The sequence below is a fragment of the Exiguobacterium sp. s28 genome (assembly GCF_018618135.1).
Classification (GTDB): domain Bacteria; phylum Bacillota; class Bacilli; order Exiguobacteriales; family Exiguobacteriaceae; genus Exiguobacterium; species Exiguobacterium mexicanum_A.
The window spans coordinates 56,501-71,574 of the sequence record NZ_JACSLL010000015.1 but is presented as its reverse complement, the minus strand read 5'-3'; the positions used below and the strand labels follow the sequence as shown (position 1 = coordinate 71,574).

At 54.8% G+C, this 15,074-nt stretch carries 19 protein-coding genes; 2 read left to right on the top strand and 17 right to left on the bottom strand.

The features are described from left to right. Positions 1–533: 533 nt before the first annotated feature. From KNP78_RS13750 to KNP78_RS13725, 6 genes are all read right to left on the bottom strand, one after another. Positions 534–1,964, bottom strand: a complete 1,431-nt coding sequence (locus KNP78_RS13750; protein ID WP_214825057.1) for a flagellin N-terminal helical domain-containing protein — start codon at positions 1,962–1,964, stop codon at positions 534–536. Between the two features lie 239 nt (positions 1,965–2,203). Then, positions 2,204–2,875 carry an EcsC family protein gene (locus KNP78_RS13745; protein WP_371819218.1) on the bottom strand — a complete coding sequence of 224 codons (672 nt, stop codon included), beginning with the start codon at positions 2,873–2,875 and terminating at the stop codon, positions 2,204–2,206. A 99-nt stretch (positions 2,876–2,974) separates the two neighbouring features. Further along, entirely contained in the window at positions 2,975–4,267 is a 1,293-nt protein-coding gene (locus tag KNP78_RS13740) for a methyl-accepting chemotaxis protein (RefSeq protein WP_214825054.1), read from the bottom strand. Positions 4,268–4,385: 118 nt separating this feature from the next. After that, a complete protein-coding gene (locus KNP78_RS13735; RefSeq protein WP_214825051.1) occupies positions 4,386–4,712 on the bottom strand; it encodes a hypothetical protein in 327 nt (108 codons plus the stop codon). A 10-nt stretch (positions 4,713–4,722) separates the two neighbouring features. Continuing rightward, a complete protein-coding gene (locus tag KNP78_RS13730; RefSeq protein ID WP_214825048.1) occupies positions 4,723–5,550 on the bottom strand; it encodes a GNAT family N-acetyltransferase in 828 nt (275 codons plus the stop codon). Between the two features lie 58 nt (positions 5,551–5,608). After that, positions 5,609–6,094 carry a hypothetical protein gene (locus KNP78_RS13725; protein ID WP_034778602.1) on the bottom strand — a complete coding sequence of 162 codons (486 nt, stop codon included), beginning with the start codon at positions 6,092–6,094 and terminating at the stop codon, positions 5,609–5,611. A gap of 156 nt (positions 6,095–6,250) precedes the next feature. Between KNP78_RS13725 and KNP78_RS13720 the strand changes: the two genes are divergently transcribed. Further along, entirely contained in the window at positions 6,251–6,748 is a 498-nt protein-coding gene (locus KNP78_RS13720; RefSeq protein WP_034778604.1) for a hypothetical protein, read from the top strand. A gap of 31 nt (positions 6,749–6,779) precedes the next feature. Here the strand turns inward: KNP78_RS13720 and KNP78_RS13715 are convergent, their stop codons facing one another. Next, on the bottom strand, positions 6,780–7,076 hold the full coding sequence (locus KNP78_RS13715) for a putative quinol monooxygenase (RefSeq protein ID WP_214825045.1): 297 nt from the start codon (positions 7,074–7,076) through the stop codon (positions 6,780–6,782). A 2-nt stretch (positions 7,077–7,078) separates the two neighbouring features. After that, the gene (locus KNP78_RS13710) at positions 7,079–8,032 is read right to left on the bottom strand and encodes a DMT family transporter (protein WP_214825042.1); all 954 of its coding nucleotides are present in this window, start codon (positions 8,030–8,032) and stop codon (positions 7,079–7,081) included. 117 nt (positions 8,033–8,149) lie between these two features. Between KNP78_RS13710 and KNP78_RS13705 the strand changes: the two genes are divergently transcribed. Continuing rightward, complete coding sequence (locus tag KNP78_RS13705) at positions 8,150–9,064, top strand: YitT family protein (protein WP_214825039.1); 915 nt, start codon at positions 8,150–8,152, stop codon at positions 9,062–9,064. A 30-nt stretch (positions 9,065–9,094) separates the two neighbouring features. Here KNP78_RS13705 and KNP78_RS13700 read toward each other — a convergent pair whose 3' ends face one another. From KNP78_RS13700 to KNP78_RS13660, 9 genes are all read right to left on the bottom strand, one after another. Continuing rightward, entirely contained in the window at positions 9,095–10,150 is a 1,056-nt protein-coding gene (locus KNP78_RS13700) for a GGDEF domain-containing protein (protein ID WP_214825036.1), read from the bottom strand. A gap of 103 nt (positions 10,151–10,253) precedes the next feature. Continuing rightward, positions 10,254–10,481 carry a carbon storage regulator CsrA gene (gene csrA / locus KNP78_RS13695; protein ID WP_021066562.1) on the bottom strand — a complete coding sequence of 76 codons (228 nt, stop codon included), beginning with the start codon at positions 10,479–10,481 and terminating at the stop codon, positions 10,254–10,256. Beyond that, positions 10,481–10,918, bottom strand: a complete 438-nt coding sequence (gene fliW / locus KNP78_RS13690; protein ID WP_138859041.1) for a flagellar assembly protein FliW — start codon at positions 10,916–10,918, stop codon at positions 10,481–10,483. The genes csrA and fliW overlap by 1 nt, the downstream gene beginning before the upstream one ends. A 15-nt stretch (positions 10,919–10,933) precedes the next feature. Next, complete coding sequence (locus KNP78_RS13685) at positions 10,934–11,509, bottom strand: DUF6470 family protein (protein ID WP_131472892.1); 576 nt, start codon at positions 11,507–11,509, stop codon at positions 10,934–10,936. Positions 11,510–11,512: 3 nt separating this feature from the next. After that, positions 11,513–12,442: a flagellar hook-associated protein FlgL gene (flgL, locus tag KNP78_RS13680; protein WP_214825029.1), complete on the bottom strand. Its 930-nt coding sequence runs from the start codon at positions 12,440–12,442 to the stop codon at positions 11,513–11,515. Positions 12,443–12,448: 6 nt separating this feature from the next. After that, positions 12,449–13,942: a flagellar hook-associated protein FlgK gene (gene flgK / locus KNP78_RS13675; protein WP_214825026.1), complete on the bottom strand. Its 1,494-nt coding sequence runs from the start codon at positions 13,940–13,942 to the stop codon at positions 12,449–12,451. 12 nt (positions 13,943–13,954) lie between these two features. Beyond that, the gene (flgN, locus tag KNP78_RS13670) at positions 13,955–14,311 is read right to left on the bottom strand and encodes a flagellar export chaperone FlgN (protein ID WP_214707180.1); all 357 of its coding nucleotides are present in this window, start codon (positions 14,309–14,311) and stop codon (positions 13,955–13,957) included. Between the two features lie 112 nt (positions 14,312–14,423). Further along, positions 14,424–14,675: a flagellar biosynthesis anti-sigma factor FlgM gene (locus KNP78_RS13665; protein WP_034778628.1), complete on the bottom strand. Its 252-nt coding sequence runs from the start codon at positions 14,673–14,675 to the stop codon at positions 14,424–14,426. A gap of 24 nt (positions 14,676–14,699) precedes the next feature. Next, entirely contained in the window at positions 14,700–15,044 is a 345-nt protein-coding gene (locus KNP78_RS13660; RefSeq protein WP_052090149.1) for a flagellar protein, read from the bottom strand. Between the last annotated feature and the right edge of the window lie 30 nt (positions 15,045–15,074).

The following is a 15,074-nucleotide window of genomic DNA, read 5'->3' as shown; positions in this document are numbered from 1 at the left end:
AAACGGCTTGAGCCCTGTCGAATACAGGTCTCAAGCCGCCTAGGCTGGTTTTCATTATTTGTCCTGTCTACTTGACAGGGAGCACTTCAATGAGCTCCACGGTTTTTAGTATAACTTTTAAACGGTCAATCGCTATGTTAACGGAGCAATTGAAGTACAGCTTGTGGCTGTTGATTTGCTTGCAGATACCCATATCTTTCAATATGGTCCAGACTATATCTTCACCCTTTTACAATTTTAATATAAAATCATAATTTATTGTAAAATAGGGGCTGGGCACTTCCCTCGCCGTTGCCGAGGTACGGATCTCATAACCATGGACGTAAAGTCGGTAGGTCGTTCATCCTAGTCGTTGAACCTTCATCACAGTTTCCTGACAGATGCTTGGCTGCTGATTGTCCAATCCCTTCCTTTTTTCATAACGCTCACGCTCACCGTTTCCAGTCACGTTGTCGTAAGGAGGGCTCTAAGGAGTCCCAGCAATTCACCCAGTGGTACTCTTATCCGTTACCAGATAAGACGCCCGTCAATCATTACCGAAGTAGTTGTAAAACTGCTTGTGGTTGTGATTGAGATTGAGCCATCATTGCTTGTGCAGCTTGGTTTAAGATGTTGTTTTTAGAGAAATTCATCATTTCTTTAGCCATGTCTACATCACGAATACGTGATTCAGCTGCTTGTAAGTTCTCAGCACCTACACTTAGGTTGTTGATTGTATGCTCTAAACGGTTTTGAACAGCTCCTAGTTTAGAACGTTCAGATGAGACAGTTTCCAATGCTTTAGAAATTGCAGTAACAGCCACGTTAGCAGCGCTTTGTGTTGAAACATTTAATCCCTTCTGCGTTGTTGCATTAGTCGTAACATTTCCTGAAGCATCAGTCACTGCAGCAACAGAAGATTGTTTTGTTTGTGCAATTGCAGCACTTCCATCTGCCATAGTAGAGAAATTAAATGTGACTTCTGCAGTTCTACCAGTAGTCGCATCTCCAATTGTCGCACTTGATTGATTACCTCGTACAGTTACAGCTGGACCAATATTCCCAGCTGTATTAGCGAGTTGAATAGTAGCTTTAGCGGCTGTGAGTGCAATCGATCCAGATTGACCTGTAGCATTTCCTACTGCATCAGCAATAGCAATAACTACACCTTCTCCGAGGTCGAAGTTAGACCCAGATTTACTTGCTGCAGTCCATGTAGTACCGCCGTCTTTCGATACTTCTACAGCATCTACAACGTTTCCAGTTACAGCACCTACTCTAAATTGATAAGTGGTGTCCTGAGTACCAGTGTACGTTCCTGATTCAGTCACGGCTCCAGTGATAGTGTCCGCACCTAAAGCTTCACTTGCTGCTGTTGCGTCAACAGTGACATTGGCACCTGCTCCCAAATCCGCATTCAAGTTTGCGAGACCAGTAATCCCTGCTCCAGTCGTAAGTGTCGAAGAAACCAAGTCACCAGCTACGCCCAAACTCTTAGCGTCCATTGCAGATACAGACACTTTTAAGTTTTGTGAGGCATTAGCTCCAATGTGTAAAGTGCTGTCAAGCCCACCTGCCAACAAGTTTTTAGTATTGAATTCTGTTGTGTTTGAGATACGTGTAATTTCTTTTGCGAGTTCATCAACTTCAGATTGAATTTTAGTACGATCACTCGTAGTGTTTGTATCTGTAGACGACTGAACTGCCAACTCACGCATACGTTGAAGAATTGAATGTGTCTCGTTCAACGCACCTTCAGCCGTTTGAATCATTGAGATACCATCTTGCGAGTTACGAGTCGCTTGATCCAAACCGCGAATCTGTCCACGCATTTTCTCAGAGATTGCAAGACCAGCAGCATCGTCACCCGCACGGTTGATGCGAAGACCTGAAGATAATTTCTCCATCGCTTTACCAGTTTGTGTTGTGTTGAATGCCATATTGCGATGTGCACCCATTGCGTTCATGTTGTGGTTAATAATCATTTTAATTTCCCTCCATAGGTTTGAGTTTTTTCCGCTCTTCCAAATCCATTTGTCCGAGCATACAAGGCTTAGGCCGGCCCCTCACCTTGTATTAGTTGGAACGTTTTATCGTTTCCATACTCTATATCGGAGTCATCTCGATTCTGTTTAGCGTTTTTGCAAAATTAATTCTCAAACCGAGAACTTCTTCTCATTCTGTTAACTAAAAAACGCACGCTTACGCATACGCCCTCATCTCTTCATTCCGTAATGATCACCACTTCAGGTGTTAGCTCTTCAAACAGTTCTTTCGCCGCCTTAGCAATCACCTTCGTCGTCGTCGCATCATACGCGCCTCCGATAACACCTCCGACAAGAGGAACCATCTTACCTAGGTTAACCACACCGGTGCTCCCAAACTTCGTCAACAAGCGAAATCCGACCTTCTGATTAATTTTTGTGATGGTCGATCCCGGAATCTTCTTAATCATATTGACGGTCAATTTCTTCCCGACTTCAACTCCGGCTTTTCTCATCACCTCTCCAGCTGCTTTTCCGGTCAACGCGATATAGACGAACGTCCGGATTTGATCATCTTTCAAGTCATATCCTCGCATGACGGCAATCGTCGCAATCATACGCATTTGAATATAGAGAACCGACCCGACGTTCGCCGGGATTGCGACAGGCATTAGAATCAGGCCGCTCACTCCTGCCAAGAAGCCGCTCGTCCCGCATGCGGCCAACTGCGTCGTGATCAAGCGATCAATCCCTTTTTCAACGCCATACTTCCGCGTATATTCCTCAGCCAGTTCATACGCCGTATCCATCGTCGGTACACCATTCAATGACTTCTCATACGTCCAGTCGAGCAATTCATTCATTTTCTCGACGGTTAATTCATTCACCTTGCCAACGCTAAATTTCTCCACCCTGGTCACCCCTCACTCACGAATATGCTAAGTATACGCCATAAATCCTTACCGAACCGTCCTTCATAGAAAAACGACCCATCACTGGGCCGCTCCTCCTTACGCTTCTACCTTCACTTGCTCCGTCTCATTCTGCAAACTCTCCGCGACACGGACGAGCTCCGTCATCGCGCCGTTCACTTCACCGAGACTCGCCGCCTGTTGGCTCGCCGCTGACGTGACTTCCGTCGCGTAGCGTGACGCCTCTTCGACCATGCCGACGATGCCAGCCGAGTTCGTGACGACCGAGTCAATCTGTCCGCGCGACTCATCCAAGAGCGCATCGACCGAATGGACGTGGCTGTACACTTCGTTCGCCGAGTTGTGAATCGATGCAAACGCACCGCCCGCCTTCTCGACGAGACCAACGCCCGTCTCCACTTCCGCTTTCACGTTCGCCATCGAAGACGACGTGTCGCCGACGAGACGTTTGACGTCAACAATCAAATCCGTGATCTCTTGCGTCGAATTTGCCGTCTGTTCGGCGAGCTTCTTGACCTCGGCCGCGACGACCGCGAATCCGCGTCCATGCTCTCCGGCGCGTGCCGCTTCGATCGACGCGTTCAAGGCGAGCAAGTTCGTCTGCGCCGAGATGTCGCTGATGACATCCGTGATGCGCGAGATCTCACCTGTCATCTCCGTCAACTTGCTGTTGAGCGTCGACGACTGCTCGACTTTGCCAGCGATCGCATGCATCGCATCGACCGACGACGAGGCGAGGCCTTTACCGCTCTCCGCCTCTTGTTGCATCTCACTCGCTGATTCGAGTGCCGAGCCCATCTCGTTTCGGATGTTCTCCATCGTCCGAGCGACGGCACCGAGTAAGTCCATCGAGCTGTATGTCGCGTTGACGTTGTCTTCAAGCATCTTGTTCAAGGCGTCCATCGCTTGACGGATGTTCTCACCGGCGATATTCCCTTCTTGGACCGCTGCCGCGATCTCTTGCGCCGAACCGGTGAGCTGGTCCGCCGTGTAACGCATGTTCGTCCCTTGTTCCCGCAGGTGTCCGACCATGTTGTCCATCGACAGAAGCAGACGCCCCATCTCCGAACGGTCTGTCGTCGTTTCGCTCGCGAACACGACCGTCAAATCGCCATTGCCGACCTCGACCGCCTTATCCGACGCCGATTCGATCGCCTTGAGCGGGCGACGGGCAATCAAGTAGATGATAGCGCCACCAATCCCTGAAATAAGCAAGGCCACGGCCGTCCCGACGAGCATGACCTGACCTTTCGCCATCTCAAGCTCCGTGAGCAGCAAGAGCGTGATCCAGCCGACCGCTCCGCCCGTAATAAAGGATGTGACCAAAATCCAAGCGAGCAGTTGGGTCGTAAAGTTTTTGAATAGCTTCACTATGAGTTCCTCCTCTGTGTAATTCATCACCTACTATATCGTCCGATTGCCAGCTTTTGTATAGCGTTTTCAGTTGAAGTTTTGGTCAATGAAAAAACGCCCCCGTCTCCGAGAGCGTTCATTTCAAAATCGGTCGTCTTCTTTTGTCATATGCACTTGTTCGCGGTGTCAAAAGCGCATCGATGGCGAGTGCGATCGCGGCCGTCCAGTGCAACATCATGCCGAGGAACGGGATGAACCCGAGCACCGACGCCGTGATGCCGACGATCGGCCCGACCGAAATCCGCTTCAGCCGCCTAATCGACAAGACGAGTACCACGATGTGGAACACGAGCATGAACCCGAGCGGTGTATAACCCATGCTAATGATGAACAGCCCGCCGAGCGCCGGGATGCCGAGGAGCGCCTCGAAGGCAGCACCCATCCATTTCAAATTTCGAACCATTTGTCTCACCTCACAGTTCTAACAAATAAAACTCATAGCCGCCGTTTTCAGCGAACCCAGCCCGCTTGTAAATCTCGAGCGCGGCCTTGTTTTCCGTCTCGACGTCGAGTTCGAGTTTCGTCCGGCCCATGCGGAACAGTTGCTGGACCATCTGTTTCAACATCTTCGTGCCGTATCCCTTGCCTTGCTCGTCCGCCTTGACACCGAACGCGTGGATGCTGCCGGCATCTTCACCTGACAGGAGCGCACGGATGATTCCGACCGGACGACCGTCGACTTCACCGATGTACGTCACGCGGTCCGGTGTGTCGATTTGTTGATAGATGTTCTCCGTCACGTCGAGCGGATCGCCGAACGCTTCAGAGAGCGTCTCGATGATGAGCGGACGGTCGGCATCGGTCGCCTCACGGAGCGACACCTCGTCTGGCTTCAAGAACAGCTCGGCTTTTTTGAGCACCAAGTTATATTCCGAGAACTGATACGCCGCGCCAAGACGATCGATGACCGCCTTGCCGTCCTTCGATTTGCGGTCGATGACGAACGTGAACGCCTCACAACCGTTCTGTTTCGCATCCTGTTTCGCCGTTTCAAAGAGTGCCGTGAAGACACCTTGCTTCCGGTAGTCCGGATGCACGAGCGCATTCACTTCATACTCGTTCGGGAGATATGGAAAGAGTACCATATACCCGACGAGCGTATCATTGTCATAGACGGCGTAATCGTTCTGACCGATTGACACATGTCCAAGTTTCACGTCAATCTTGTCAAAGTCATTGACCGCTGCCTCGAGCGCCGCCACCTGTTCTGCTTGTCTCACTTCTTCTACTGTCCAATTCATGTGATCACCTCACGTCATATTGTAGCATAACCGAAAAAGCCCGCCGTAGCGGGCGGACTCATAACGTACGGAACTCGAGCTCCGGAAGCGTCTCGAGCAACTCCGCGATCTCATCCGTGTGCGCCTCGGCACCCGGGACGGCCTCGGTCGGTTCGACCCAGAAGAACGTCTTGTCGCTCGCACCGAGGTAGTTGCCGTAGCCGACTTCCTCTACGAACGCCGCTTCCGATAGTTCACGGTCAATCAAGTCCAAATGGAACAACAACTGGTCGTCGCCGTCCTCGACGTTATAGTAGAGGTCGAACGTGCCGTAGCTGTTCTGATCGCCGACATCGACGACGTCCTGCGCCTTCTCGATATAGACGTCCCCACGCTCAATCGCCTCGACGATTTTCGATGGGAGAATGATCTCATAACCGAGCTCACGGTCACGAATCGTCTGCGTCGTATCGTCAGTCCGCCCCCGGGACGAGACGACACCGACCGTTGCGACGAGGGCACCCGTCACGCCGAGCGCGACGGCCCATTTCATTGTTTTGTTCATGTGGATTCACTCCTCTTTAGTCTTGCCATGAGACGATTATCGCACAAAATGTCCTTAAATCATTAAATATTCTGAAAAAATGTTTAGCGATGCGTTGACGCACGTTCCGCAATCCCATACGATAAAAGTATCGCATTATAGAAAAGAGGAACCGACATGTCAAACGAACAACAATTGTCACGCGCACAGCTCGACGCGCTCTTGAAAAACGTCTTCGCCCTTCAAATCCCGGTCATCGAAAAGTTCATGACCGACCTATTTAAAAAGTACGTCTCGACGGCGTCCACGTTCAAGCAGGACATGGACACGATGAAAGCGACGGAGTGGCATAAACAGTTCTTCGGCCAAAAAGTGATGCCGCACTTGTTCATCGAGAACCTCGGCTTCGGCGCCTCGTTCCGTCACCAGGAACAAGACAAAGTCGTCAAAATCCCGGACAACATGACGGTCGTGAAGCCGGACTCGGACGACCAAATCGAAGAGATCCTTCAAAACCTCGACAAGACGCTCGCGTCGATGGACGGGATCAAAAACAAAGGACTCGTCAAAAAGTTCTATAAAGAAACGCTCGAACTCATCTGCCAGCTCGGTAGCCGTACCGGGATGATGGACGAGTTTTATGAGAAAGTCAAAGGCAGCTTGACGAAAGCTTGACCCGCCATCCACGTCCTCGGACGTGGATTTTTTAATTTTTGCTTCTCGGCTCGAACACAGCCAAGCGTTCGATGTTAGCCAAAATCGGCTTCGCCCGTCCGATCAACGTCTGCGTCGTCTCAAGCGACAGCGACTGTTGATGCGCCTCGACACTCTCCCATACCTCATACACGACGATCGACTCGTCGTCGAGCGACGCCGCGACTTGATACACGCAACACGTCGCCTCTCGTTCCATCGCCTCGGCCGCCTCGAGCAAGATGGCGAGCAGCATCTCACGCTCGCCCGGGACGGCCGTCAATTTGCCGAACAATCCACACGGTTTCATCTTCATCCCTCCTTGTCGTATCGATTCGCCGCCGGCATCGTCTTCTCCTTTACACGGAACTGGCTACGGCTGTGGAAGACGACCCCGACCATGACGAACGAGATGCCGACGAGCGACAGCCCGGACGGCAGATGCGCCTGAAGGAAAATCAGCTCGCCGATGAGCGCGAATAGCACCTCGAGTGCCTGCGTCGCCTCGACCGTCGCCAGTCTCCCCATGTCGTGTTTGACGAGGTCGGTCGCCTTGAAGAAGAGCACCGTCGCGACGACGCCCGACAAGAGCGCGACGAGTAGCGTCTGCGTCAATTGCGAACCCGTGGGCGAACCCGTCGTCAGACCGTAACCGAACAGGAGGAGCCAGACCGGGAGCGAACCGATACACATACCGAGGATACGCTCGAACACGTCGAAGTCGGTGTGGGCCATCATTTTCCGGTTGCCGAGCGGATAGGCGAACGCAGCAATCAGTACCGGGAGCACACCCACCACCAAGAAACGCGGCTCGAAGTCAGCGAGGAACTCGACTTGCATCAAGACGACGCCGAACAGGATGAGTCCCGAGAAACGGAGCGCCGTCCACGGAATCCGCTCCCGCTTCCCGTCACTTCGGCGGAACAGCGGCGACAACAGCGCCCCGGCGATAATCGTCACTTGCCACGTGCCGGCGATGAGCCAAGGCGGGGCGACCTCGGCGGCGAGACAGATTGGGACGTAAAACAGACCGAAGCCGACCGTCCCCCAGACGAGCCACGGCCATGGCTGATCGACGATGGCGCGGCGCACTCGGGTCATGCCACCCCGGACGGACACGACGAGCATGAGCAGCGGGATCATGAACAGGAAGCGGAGCGAGGCGCTGTACGCCCAGTGACCACCTCCGACTTGCATCGATTCGTTCAACACGAACGTGCTCGCAAAAAACAAGGCGGCGAGTACACCTAACAGAAGCGGACGCATACGTACTCTCCTTTCCGAATCCCCATGTGTTCCATAACTTGTGTCAGATTTCCTGCCTCATCCACTAAATTCCGTGTGAGGTTTGCTATACTAAAAAGAAAAAAGGAGTGAACCCCGATGCAGCGTCCACCGATGCCTTCCCCGACCCCGGAGGAAGTGCTCCGTTTGAAACGTGTCCACAATCCGATCAAACCAACCGAACTCCTCGCCAAGGGGCTGCTCCTGTTGATCGGTGCCTTTATCTTCGCCATCGGGCTCGAGGCGTTCCTCGTCCCGAACCAAATCATCGACGGCGGCATCGTCGGCGTCTCGATCATCACGTCGTATTTGACGGAGACGAAGCTCGCCATCTGGCTCGTCCTGTTCAACTTGCCGTTCATCTACTTCGGCTATCGTCAGATCGGGAAGACGTTCGCCGTCGTCACGTTGATCGCCATCATGCTCATGTCCGGCTTCACGATTTTGCTCCATACGATCGAGCCGTTCACCGACGACCTGCTGTTGTCGACCGTGTTCGGCGGCTTCTTGCTCGGGGCCGGCATCGGTCTCGTCATCCGGGCCGGCGGATCGCTCGACGGGACCGAGATTTTGGCCGTGTCGTTCACAGACCGCTTACCGTTCTCCGTCGGCGAGATCGTCATGTTCTTCAACATCTTTATCCTCGGGACAGCCGGCTTCGTCTTCAGCTGGGACCGGGCGATGTACTCGCTCATCACGTACTTCGTCGCCTTCAAGACGATCGATATCGTGCTCGAGGGGCTCGACCAGTCGAAGGCGGCGTGGATCATCACGACGGCGCCGGACGACATCGGTCAGGCCATCATGGACCGGCTCGGCCGCGGCGTGACGTATCTACACGGTGAAGGGGCCTATACGGGCGACGGCAAGAAAGTCGTCTTCACCGTCATCAGCCGACTCGAAGAGACGAAGCTGAAAGACATCCTCGATGACTATGACGAGAAGGCGTTCCTCGCCATCGGCAACATCCATGACGTCCGGGGCGGCCAGTTCAAAAAGAAAAATATCCACTAAAAAATCGGCCCACTGGGACCGATTTTTTGTTTATCCGATTTTAGCTTGGTCACGCCCGCTCGTCTTGGCGTGATAAAGGGCGGCGTCGGCCCGTTCGAACACGAGGGTGCCCGGTTCGGCCCCGGCGAGCGAGGCCCCGATCGACACCGTCATCGGGATTGTTGTCCCTTCGAACGAGAACGGTGTGTCCCGGACGACGGTGACGATGTCGTCGGCGATCGACCTCACGTCTCCGACGTCCTCGAGTACCATCAAGAACTCTTCCCCGCCGTAACGGCCGACGAAGCAGCCCTCCGGACAGTTCACCTGTAACGTTTGGGCGATGTGGTGAAGCGCCGCGTCACCGGCCCGGTGCCCATATGTATCGTTCAACCGCTTGAAGCGGTCGACGTCGATGACGAACAGCGCCCAAGGGAGACCCGACATCTCGACCTCGTTCAACCGCTCGAGCGTCATATAGCGGTTCGGAAGCCCGGTCAGTTCGTCGATCGTCGCCCGCTGCGTATGGAGCCGGAACATGCGCAGATGTGTCTCGATTTGTTTCGCGACCCAGTAGCACATCCAGCCGCCAAGGAACGTGATCGCAAAATACGGCAAGAACACGGTCGTGAACGCATGCATCGGGACGTTGCCGGCGATGCGGAACAAGACGAGCACGGTCCCGAAGACGAGATAGGCCGAATATAAGTGGCCGCGCCGCAGCACGAGTCGACTCAACCCGAGCGACAAAACAAGGAAGAGTCCGAGCGTACCGAACGAGCTGACGAACTGCTCCGTCATGCCATCGAGGGCGAAGCGACCGAGGAGCGTCAAGCCCATCGTGACAGTGACACCGATCGGTCCGGCATAGGCCGCTGAAAGCGCGAGCGGGATGATTCGTAAATCGACTCGTGCTTCCCCGACTTGGAACGAGTTGACCGTCAACAACACGGCCGCGAGCCCCATGGCGAGACCGAACCAGATGCGGACCGCGTAAGGAGAACCCGTCTGGATCGGCAACAATTGGCGCATGAGGTACAACGTCAGCGACAAGACGAGATAGATGATACTGATATTGATAAAAAAGATATTGATGACTTGACCCAAACTACCTCGTCCTTTCCCGCCGTTTCTTTCCCCCTATCCTATCGTACAAAAGTGACGCATGTCACCCTATCCAAATTTTAGGACAGCTAAAAAAGCCGGAAGCTCACGCCTCCGACTTGTTTTGCATCATCTGTTTCATCAAGTTGGCGCTGTCCCGAGCCGATTCGTTCTCGGCTTGCATCTGGACGTACACCTCATGGCGATGGATATCAATATGGCGCGGGGCGTCGATGCCGAGCTTGACCTGGTCGCCTTCGATGGCGAGCACGGTGAGCGTCACGTCGTCCCCGATATGGATCGCCTCGCCTTGTTTTCGTTTCAATACGAGCATCAGCGCACCTCTTCTTTCTGACCGCCGAGCGGGAACCGGGCCGGGTAAACGTCATCCAAGATGACTTGCTTCCCGCGGCGCTCTTTCGTCTCGATGACGATCGGTGCCTTCAAGTTGAGCGTCGAGGCGTCGAACGGCTCACGGAGCGTCACGATGGCATATACCGAGACGTGCTCCGCCTCGTCGATGCCGAGCTGTTCTTTCGCGCCGTCGGTCAATTCGAACGCATAGTCCGGCTTGTGCCAGAACGGGTTCGTCACGACGAAGGCGCAGGCCGGGTCCTCGAGCGACTGGAGCGACCAAAACGGGAGCTCGTCCCCATACGGGATGAGGGTGAACGTCTTCGAGTCCGGGAATCCGGGAATCTCGCTGACGAACGAGATCGTCTCTTCTTCATTTACTTCGATTTTGCCAAAATAGTCTGTCTCAATGAACATGGGTTGTCCTCACTTTCAACGCGTCTCATCATACATGCCACCGACCGGCCACATTTCGAGCGACGCCTGCTGACGGAGCGAGATGTCCGTCGTCCATGGCGTGAACGAAATGTCGGCCGGGGTGAGTGATACATCAATCTGTGCCGGCGTCAGGTTCCACTCGATTTTGACATCCGCCGGCGTATACGTCAACTTCACGCGGTCGAGCGATTTCGGCATGAAGTCCATGTCGACGACCGGGTACGGGGCGCTCGTCTTCTCAGCGGCCATCGCGGCGATCGGGTTGCCGTTCTCGATGCGCATGAGCCGGTCCCCGTCCCGGGCCGTAGTCGAGGTCGCTTCCCGGGCCGCCTGTTCCCCGAGCTGACCGAAATGGCGCCCGAGCTCGAGCGCCGCCTTCAAGTTGCTTTCACTGCGCGCGACCGACGAGTCGACCTCGAGCGTACCGCCTGTCGTCTGTTGGGTCATCTCGACCTTGCCTTGCGTCATCGACACATCGGCCCGGCCTTGCCTCATCTCGAGGTGGGGCCGGTTCGACGTGATTTGAATCGCGGCCTGCGTCTGCCGCATCTCAAGCCGGGCGATGTTCATCGCTTACCGGAGGAAGTCGAGGAGCGTCGGTTGAATGATTCGGGCGCCGGCCGATAGCGCGGCCCGGTGCACCGTCTCGTGAGACTTGAGCTCCATGATGACTTTTTCGATGTCGATGTCTTCGTTATCAGACATGATCGTCTTGGCGATGATCTCATGTTCTTGCAGGCGGTTGTCGACGAGTTCTAGCCGGTTGGCGCGCGCCCCGAGCTCGGCCCGTTCCGTGATCAAGTTTTGGGCGATCACGTCGAGGTCGGCGAGCTCGTTCGAGAGCACTTCCCCGGTCGTATTCGGGTCGGCCAGTTTCGAGACGAGGTCGTGGAGTCCGGCGAACACGTCACTCCCGAACACCGTCTCCGGTTGCATGTTCACTTGGACGGTGATGCCTTTCGATACTTCAAAGGCGACTTTCCCGCTCGCGGCCGGTGCCCCGTCCGGATAGATGCTGTTGACGTCCCCGTTCGGGTCGGCAAGGAACGCCTTCAAGGCGTCCATGTCGACGAGTGGTTGGTCCGTCTTCGTGCCGTTGTAAATATATTTCTCCCCCGACTTCGCGTTCGCGAGTGAGCCGATATGTTCGATCAACTGATTGATCTCACTTTGGATAATTTGACGTTGCGACGACTCGTACGTGTCGTTCGCCGCCTGCGTCGTCAGTTCGCGAATCCGTTTGACGGCTTCCGTCACTTCGTTCAACGTCGAGTCGGTCAAGTCCATCCAGCTCGTCGCTTCGCTGACGTTGCGGCGGAATTGGTCGACCTCACGCACCTCGGTCCGGTAGCGCATGCCTTGCATGGCGACGACCGGGTCTTCTGAGGCCCGTTGAATCCGTTTCCCGCTGATGAGCTGTTCTTGCACTTGGGCGAGCTTGTTATAGCTGCTCGATAAGTGTTTCAAGTTCGTCTGTGTGAGCATCGTCTGTGTGACTCGCATCAAGCATTACCTCCCTACGACACCCATGCCGTTGATGATTTTGTCGAGCATCTCATCGACGGCCGTGATGTTGCGGGCCGCCGCGTTATAAGCGTGTTGATATTGAATCATCATCGTCATCTCTTCGTCGAGCGAGACGGCGCTCACTGCCTGGCGTCGCTGGTCAGAGCTCGCCATGAGGGCGAACGTGCTGGTCGCGAGTCGTCCGCTCTGGTCGGCGGCGACAGCCATGTTCCCGATGACGTTTTGATAGTACTTCCCAATCGACGTCTCTGTCTGGACCGATCCGTCGAAGCTGAGCGTGGCCGACTTCAAGTTCGCCAACGCAAGTGCCCCGCTGCCGTCCCCGATGTTGCCGTCTTGAGACGCGGCAATCAAATCGAGGTTGTTCATGACGGCGTCGCTCACTTTGATCGTCGCGGCGCTCGCCGTCCCTTCGAAGAAGTTCGCCGTCCCGGCGTTGCCTTTGGCGTCCATGTTGTTGCTGTGGGCCGTGTTGAACGCCGAGGCGAACTGGCTGGCCATCTCGTCCAAGTCTTTCAACATCGTCGCGTACGCGCCGTTCACGCTGCCTGATTCGGGCGTGTCCGTACCGTACATCTCGACGAGCGCTTTCCATTTACCGTTTGGCATCGATGCGTGCGTGAGGGCCACATCCGCTCCGCTCGCATCGGTCATGTCGAGACCGTCGAACGAGCCGACCGTGCCGTTGATCCCATCGACGAGCTTATGGTCGACGCCACCGACCGTGACGACGATGTCGATCCGGCCCTCGGCGACTTTCTGTGAGTTCCCGCGCGATTCCCCGTTCGTATAGTCGACCGGGACGCGTTTGAAGTCCATATATTGGGCAAGCTCGTCCATGTAGCGGTCACGCTCGTCATACAGTTCGTTCGGGAGCACGCCGAGCGGCTCCGCGTCACCGATTTGACGGTTGACCTCACTGATCTTCGTCATCAAGTCGTTCACTTTCTTGACGACGACGTCACCTTCAGACGCCAAGTCGGCCTGCACTTTTTGGAGCGAGGACGACATGTAGTTGAACGTCTCCGCGAGCGTCATCGCCCGTTGGCGCACGACGCTCCGCGCGCCGGCGTCGTCCGGGTTGACCGACAAGTCTTGGAGCGAGGCCCAGAACAAGTCGAGCGATTTGGCGAGTCCTGTCTCGGACGGTTCATTGACGATGTCCTCCATCCGTCCGAACGCCGCCTCTTTCGTGGCGTAGTAGGCGTTCTTGACCGATTCGTCACGATATTGCTGGTCAATCATCAAGTCACGAATCCGAGCGAGCGTCTCCCCGCGGACACCCGTCCCGAACTGCCCGGCCTTCGTTCCGCCGAAGTTGACGCTGAGCTGTTCGGTCATGCCGAGCGATAGGCGCTGGCGTGAGTAACCCGGGTTCGAGGCGTTGGCGACGTTGTTCCCCGTCGCCTGGAGCGCCCACTGGTGCGTCGTCAAACTGCGACGCGCCGTCTCTAATCCCATAAATGTTGAGCCCATTAAACTTCCTCCTTATACATCCCGGCTGAACGAGCGCGTCTCGAGCGCCTGTTGACCGTACGTGAAATCATCTGCCTCTGGCAGGAGCATATCCAAATGCCATTCGATATACCGGAGCGACTGTTCGAGCAAGACGGCGTTCAATTCATTCTGCCGTTTCAGCTCGAGGACGACCGGTCGTAACGCTTCTTTCTCTTCATCGTCCAAAACGAGCGTTCCTTGAAGTCGTTCCGCCTCTTTTTGTTTGATTTGTCGGACGAGCGTCGCTTCTTCCTTGACGAGCGCGCTGAACGCGGGCATATCGCCGTTGACGAGCAGTCGTTCTTTTTCATAAGCGATTTCGAGCAAACGTGTATGTAATGTGAGCATAAGTCTCTCCTTTGTCCAAAAAAAGAGCCGACTAAAGAAAGGGTGTCCCTTGTTTAGTCAGCTTCCGTGCCATCATATTTATGCGAAGGTCTCCCTCGGACCTCGCTTTCATTCATCCTTGTAGAAAGCGTTTGGCGATTTCGCGCGCGTCCCGTGAATACGTCCCGGCGTTGATTTCCGCCTTCAAGGCGTTGATCTTCTCCAGGCGCTCCGGATGTTTCACCGGTTCTTCAAACCGGGCGCGGGCTTCGGCCGATATCGATAGTTGGTCCGTTTGGCGTGTCAGCTCGGGCTTCGTCTCAGGTTGCGTTTTCTTCTCATAAGTGTTCGGTAAGTGTACCCACTTTGCAGAATCGATGCGCATACGTGTCCCCCCTCTTCTCAGTTGTTAGTCCAAACGATAAGCGCGAACGCTTTGTTTCGTGACGGTGGCTTGTAGCCCTTTCAGTTCTTGCTGCATGTCGGTCTGACAGTCCGCGCATACCTTTCCTTGGTTCGTCGGATTGCCGCAGCGCACGCAGGCGATGTTCAGAGACGGGTTGTCCTTGATGATCAAGCGTCCTTCATGGATATATCGCGTGATATCAAGTTCGGAGACGCCTGTCGCTTCGACAAGGGCCCCGATCGTCGTCTGTTTGTTAGCGGGTTCGCGGATGAAGTCCCGGACTTTCAAGAAGTTTTGGAAATCGACTTCCGCGCAGGATGGGCAGTAAGGCGAGCGGCTTTGTTTCATGAACAGCCGTCCGCATGTTTGACAAGTTGT

Excerpts from the sequence above, each read along its gene's own strand:
- KNP78_RS13750 (WP_214825057.1), bottom strand. The coding sequence starts at position 1,964 with ATGATTATTAACCACAACATGAACGCAATGGGTGCACATCGCAATATG.
- KNP78_RS13735 (WP_214825051.1), bottom strand. The coding sequence starts at position 4,712 with ATGGTTCGAAATTTGAAATGGATGGGTGCTGCCTTCGAGGCGCTCCTC.
- KNP78_RS13730 (WP_214825048.1), bottom strand. The coding sequence starts at position 5,550 with ATGAATTGGACAGTAGAAGAAGTGAGACAAGCAGAACAGGTGGCGGCG.
- KNP78_RS13725 (WP_034778602.1), bottom strand. The coding sequence starts at position 6,094 with ATGAACAAAACAATGAAATGGGCCGTCGCGCTCGGCGTGACGGGTGCC.
- KNP78_RS13720 (WP_034778604.1), top strand. The coding sequence starts at position 6,251 with ATGTCAAACGAACAACAATTGTCACGCGCACAGCTCGACGCGCTCTTG.
- KNP78_RS13715 (WP_214825045.1), bottom strand. The coding sequence starts at position 7,076 with ATGAAACCGTGTGGATTGTTCGGCAAATTGACGGCCGTCCCGGGCGAG.
- KNP78_RS13710 (WP_214825042.1), bottom strand. The coding sequence starts at position 8,032 with ATGCGTCCGCTTCTGTTAGGTGTACTCGCCGCCTTGTTTTTTGCGAGC.
- KNP78_RS13705 (WP_214825039.1), top strand. The coding sequence starts at position 8,150 with ATGCAGCGTCCACCGATGCCTTCCCCGACCCCGGAGGAAGTGCTCCGT.
- csrA (WP_021066562.1), bottom strand. The coding sequence starts at position 10,481 with ATGCTCGTATTGAAACGAAAACAAGGCGAGGCGATCCATATCGGGGAC.
- fliW (WP_138859041.1), bottom strand. The coding sequence starts at position 10,918 with ATGTTCATTGAGACAGACTATTTTGGCAAAATCGAAGTAAATGAAGAA.
- KNP78_RS13685 (WP_131472892.1), bottom strand. The coding sequence starts at position 11,509 with ATGAACATCGCCCGGCTTGAGATGCGGCAGACGCAGGCCGCGATTCAA.
- flgL (WP_214825029.1), bottom strand. The coding sequence starts at position 12,442 with ATGCGAGTCACACAGACGATGCTCACACAGACGAACTTGAAACACTTA.
- flgK (WP_214825026.1), bottom strand. The coding sequence starts at position 13,942 with ATGGGCTCAACATTTATGGGATTAGAGACGGCGCGTCGCAGTTTGACG.
- flgN (WP_214707180.1), bottom strand. The coding sequence starts at position 14,311 with ATGCTCACATTACATACACGTTTGCTCGAAATCGCTTATGAAAAAGAA.
- KNP78_RS13665 (WP_034778628.1), bottom strand. The coding sequence starts at position 14,675 with ATGCGCATCGATTCTGCAAAGTGGGTACACTTACCGAACACTTATGAG.
- KNP78_RS13660 (WP_052090149.1), bottom strand. The coding sequence starts at position 15,044 with ATGAAACAAAGCCGCTCGCCTTACTGCCCATCCTGCGCGGAAGTCGAT.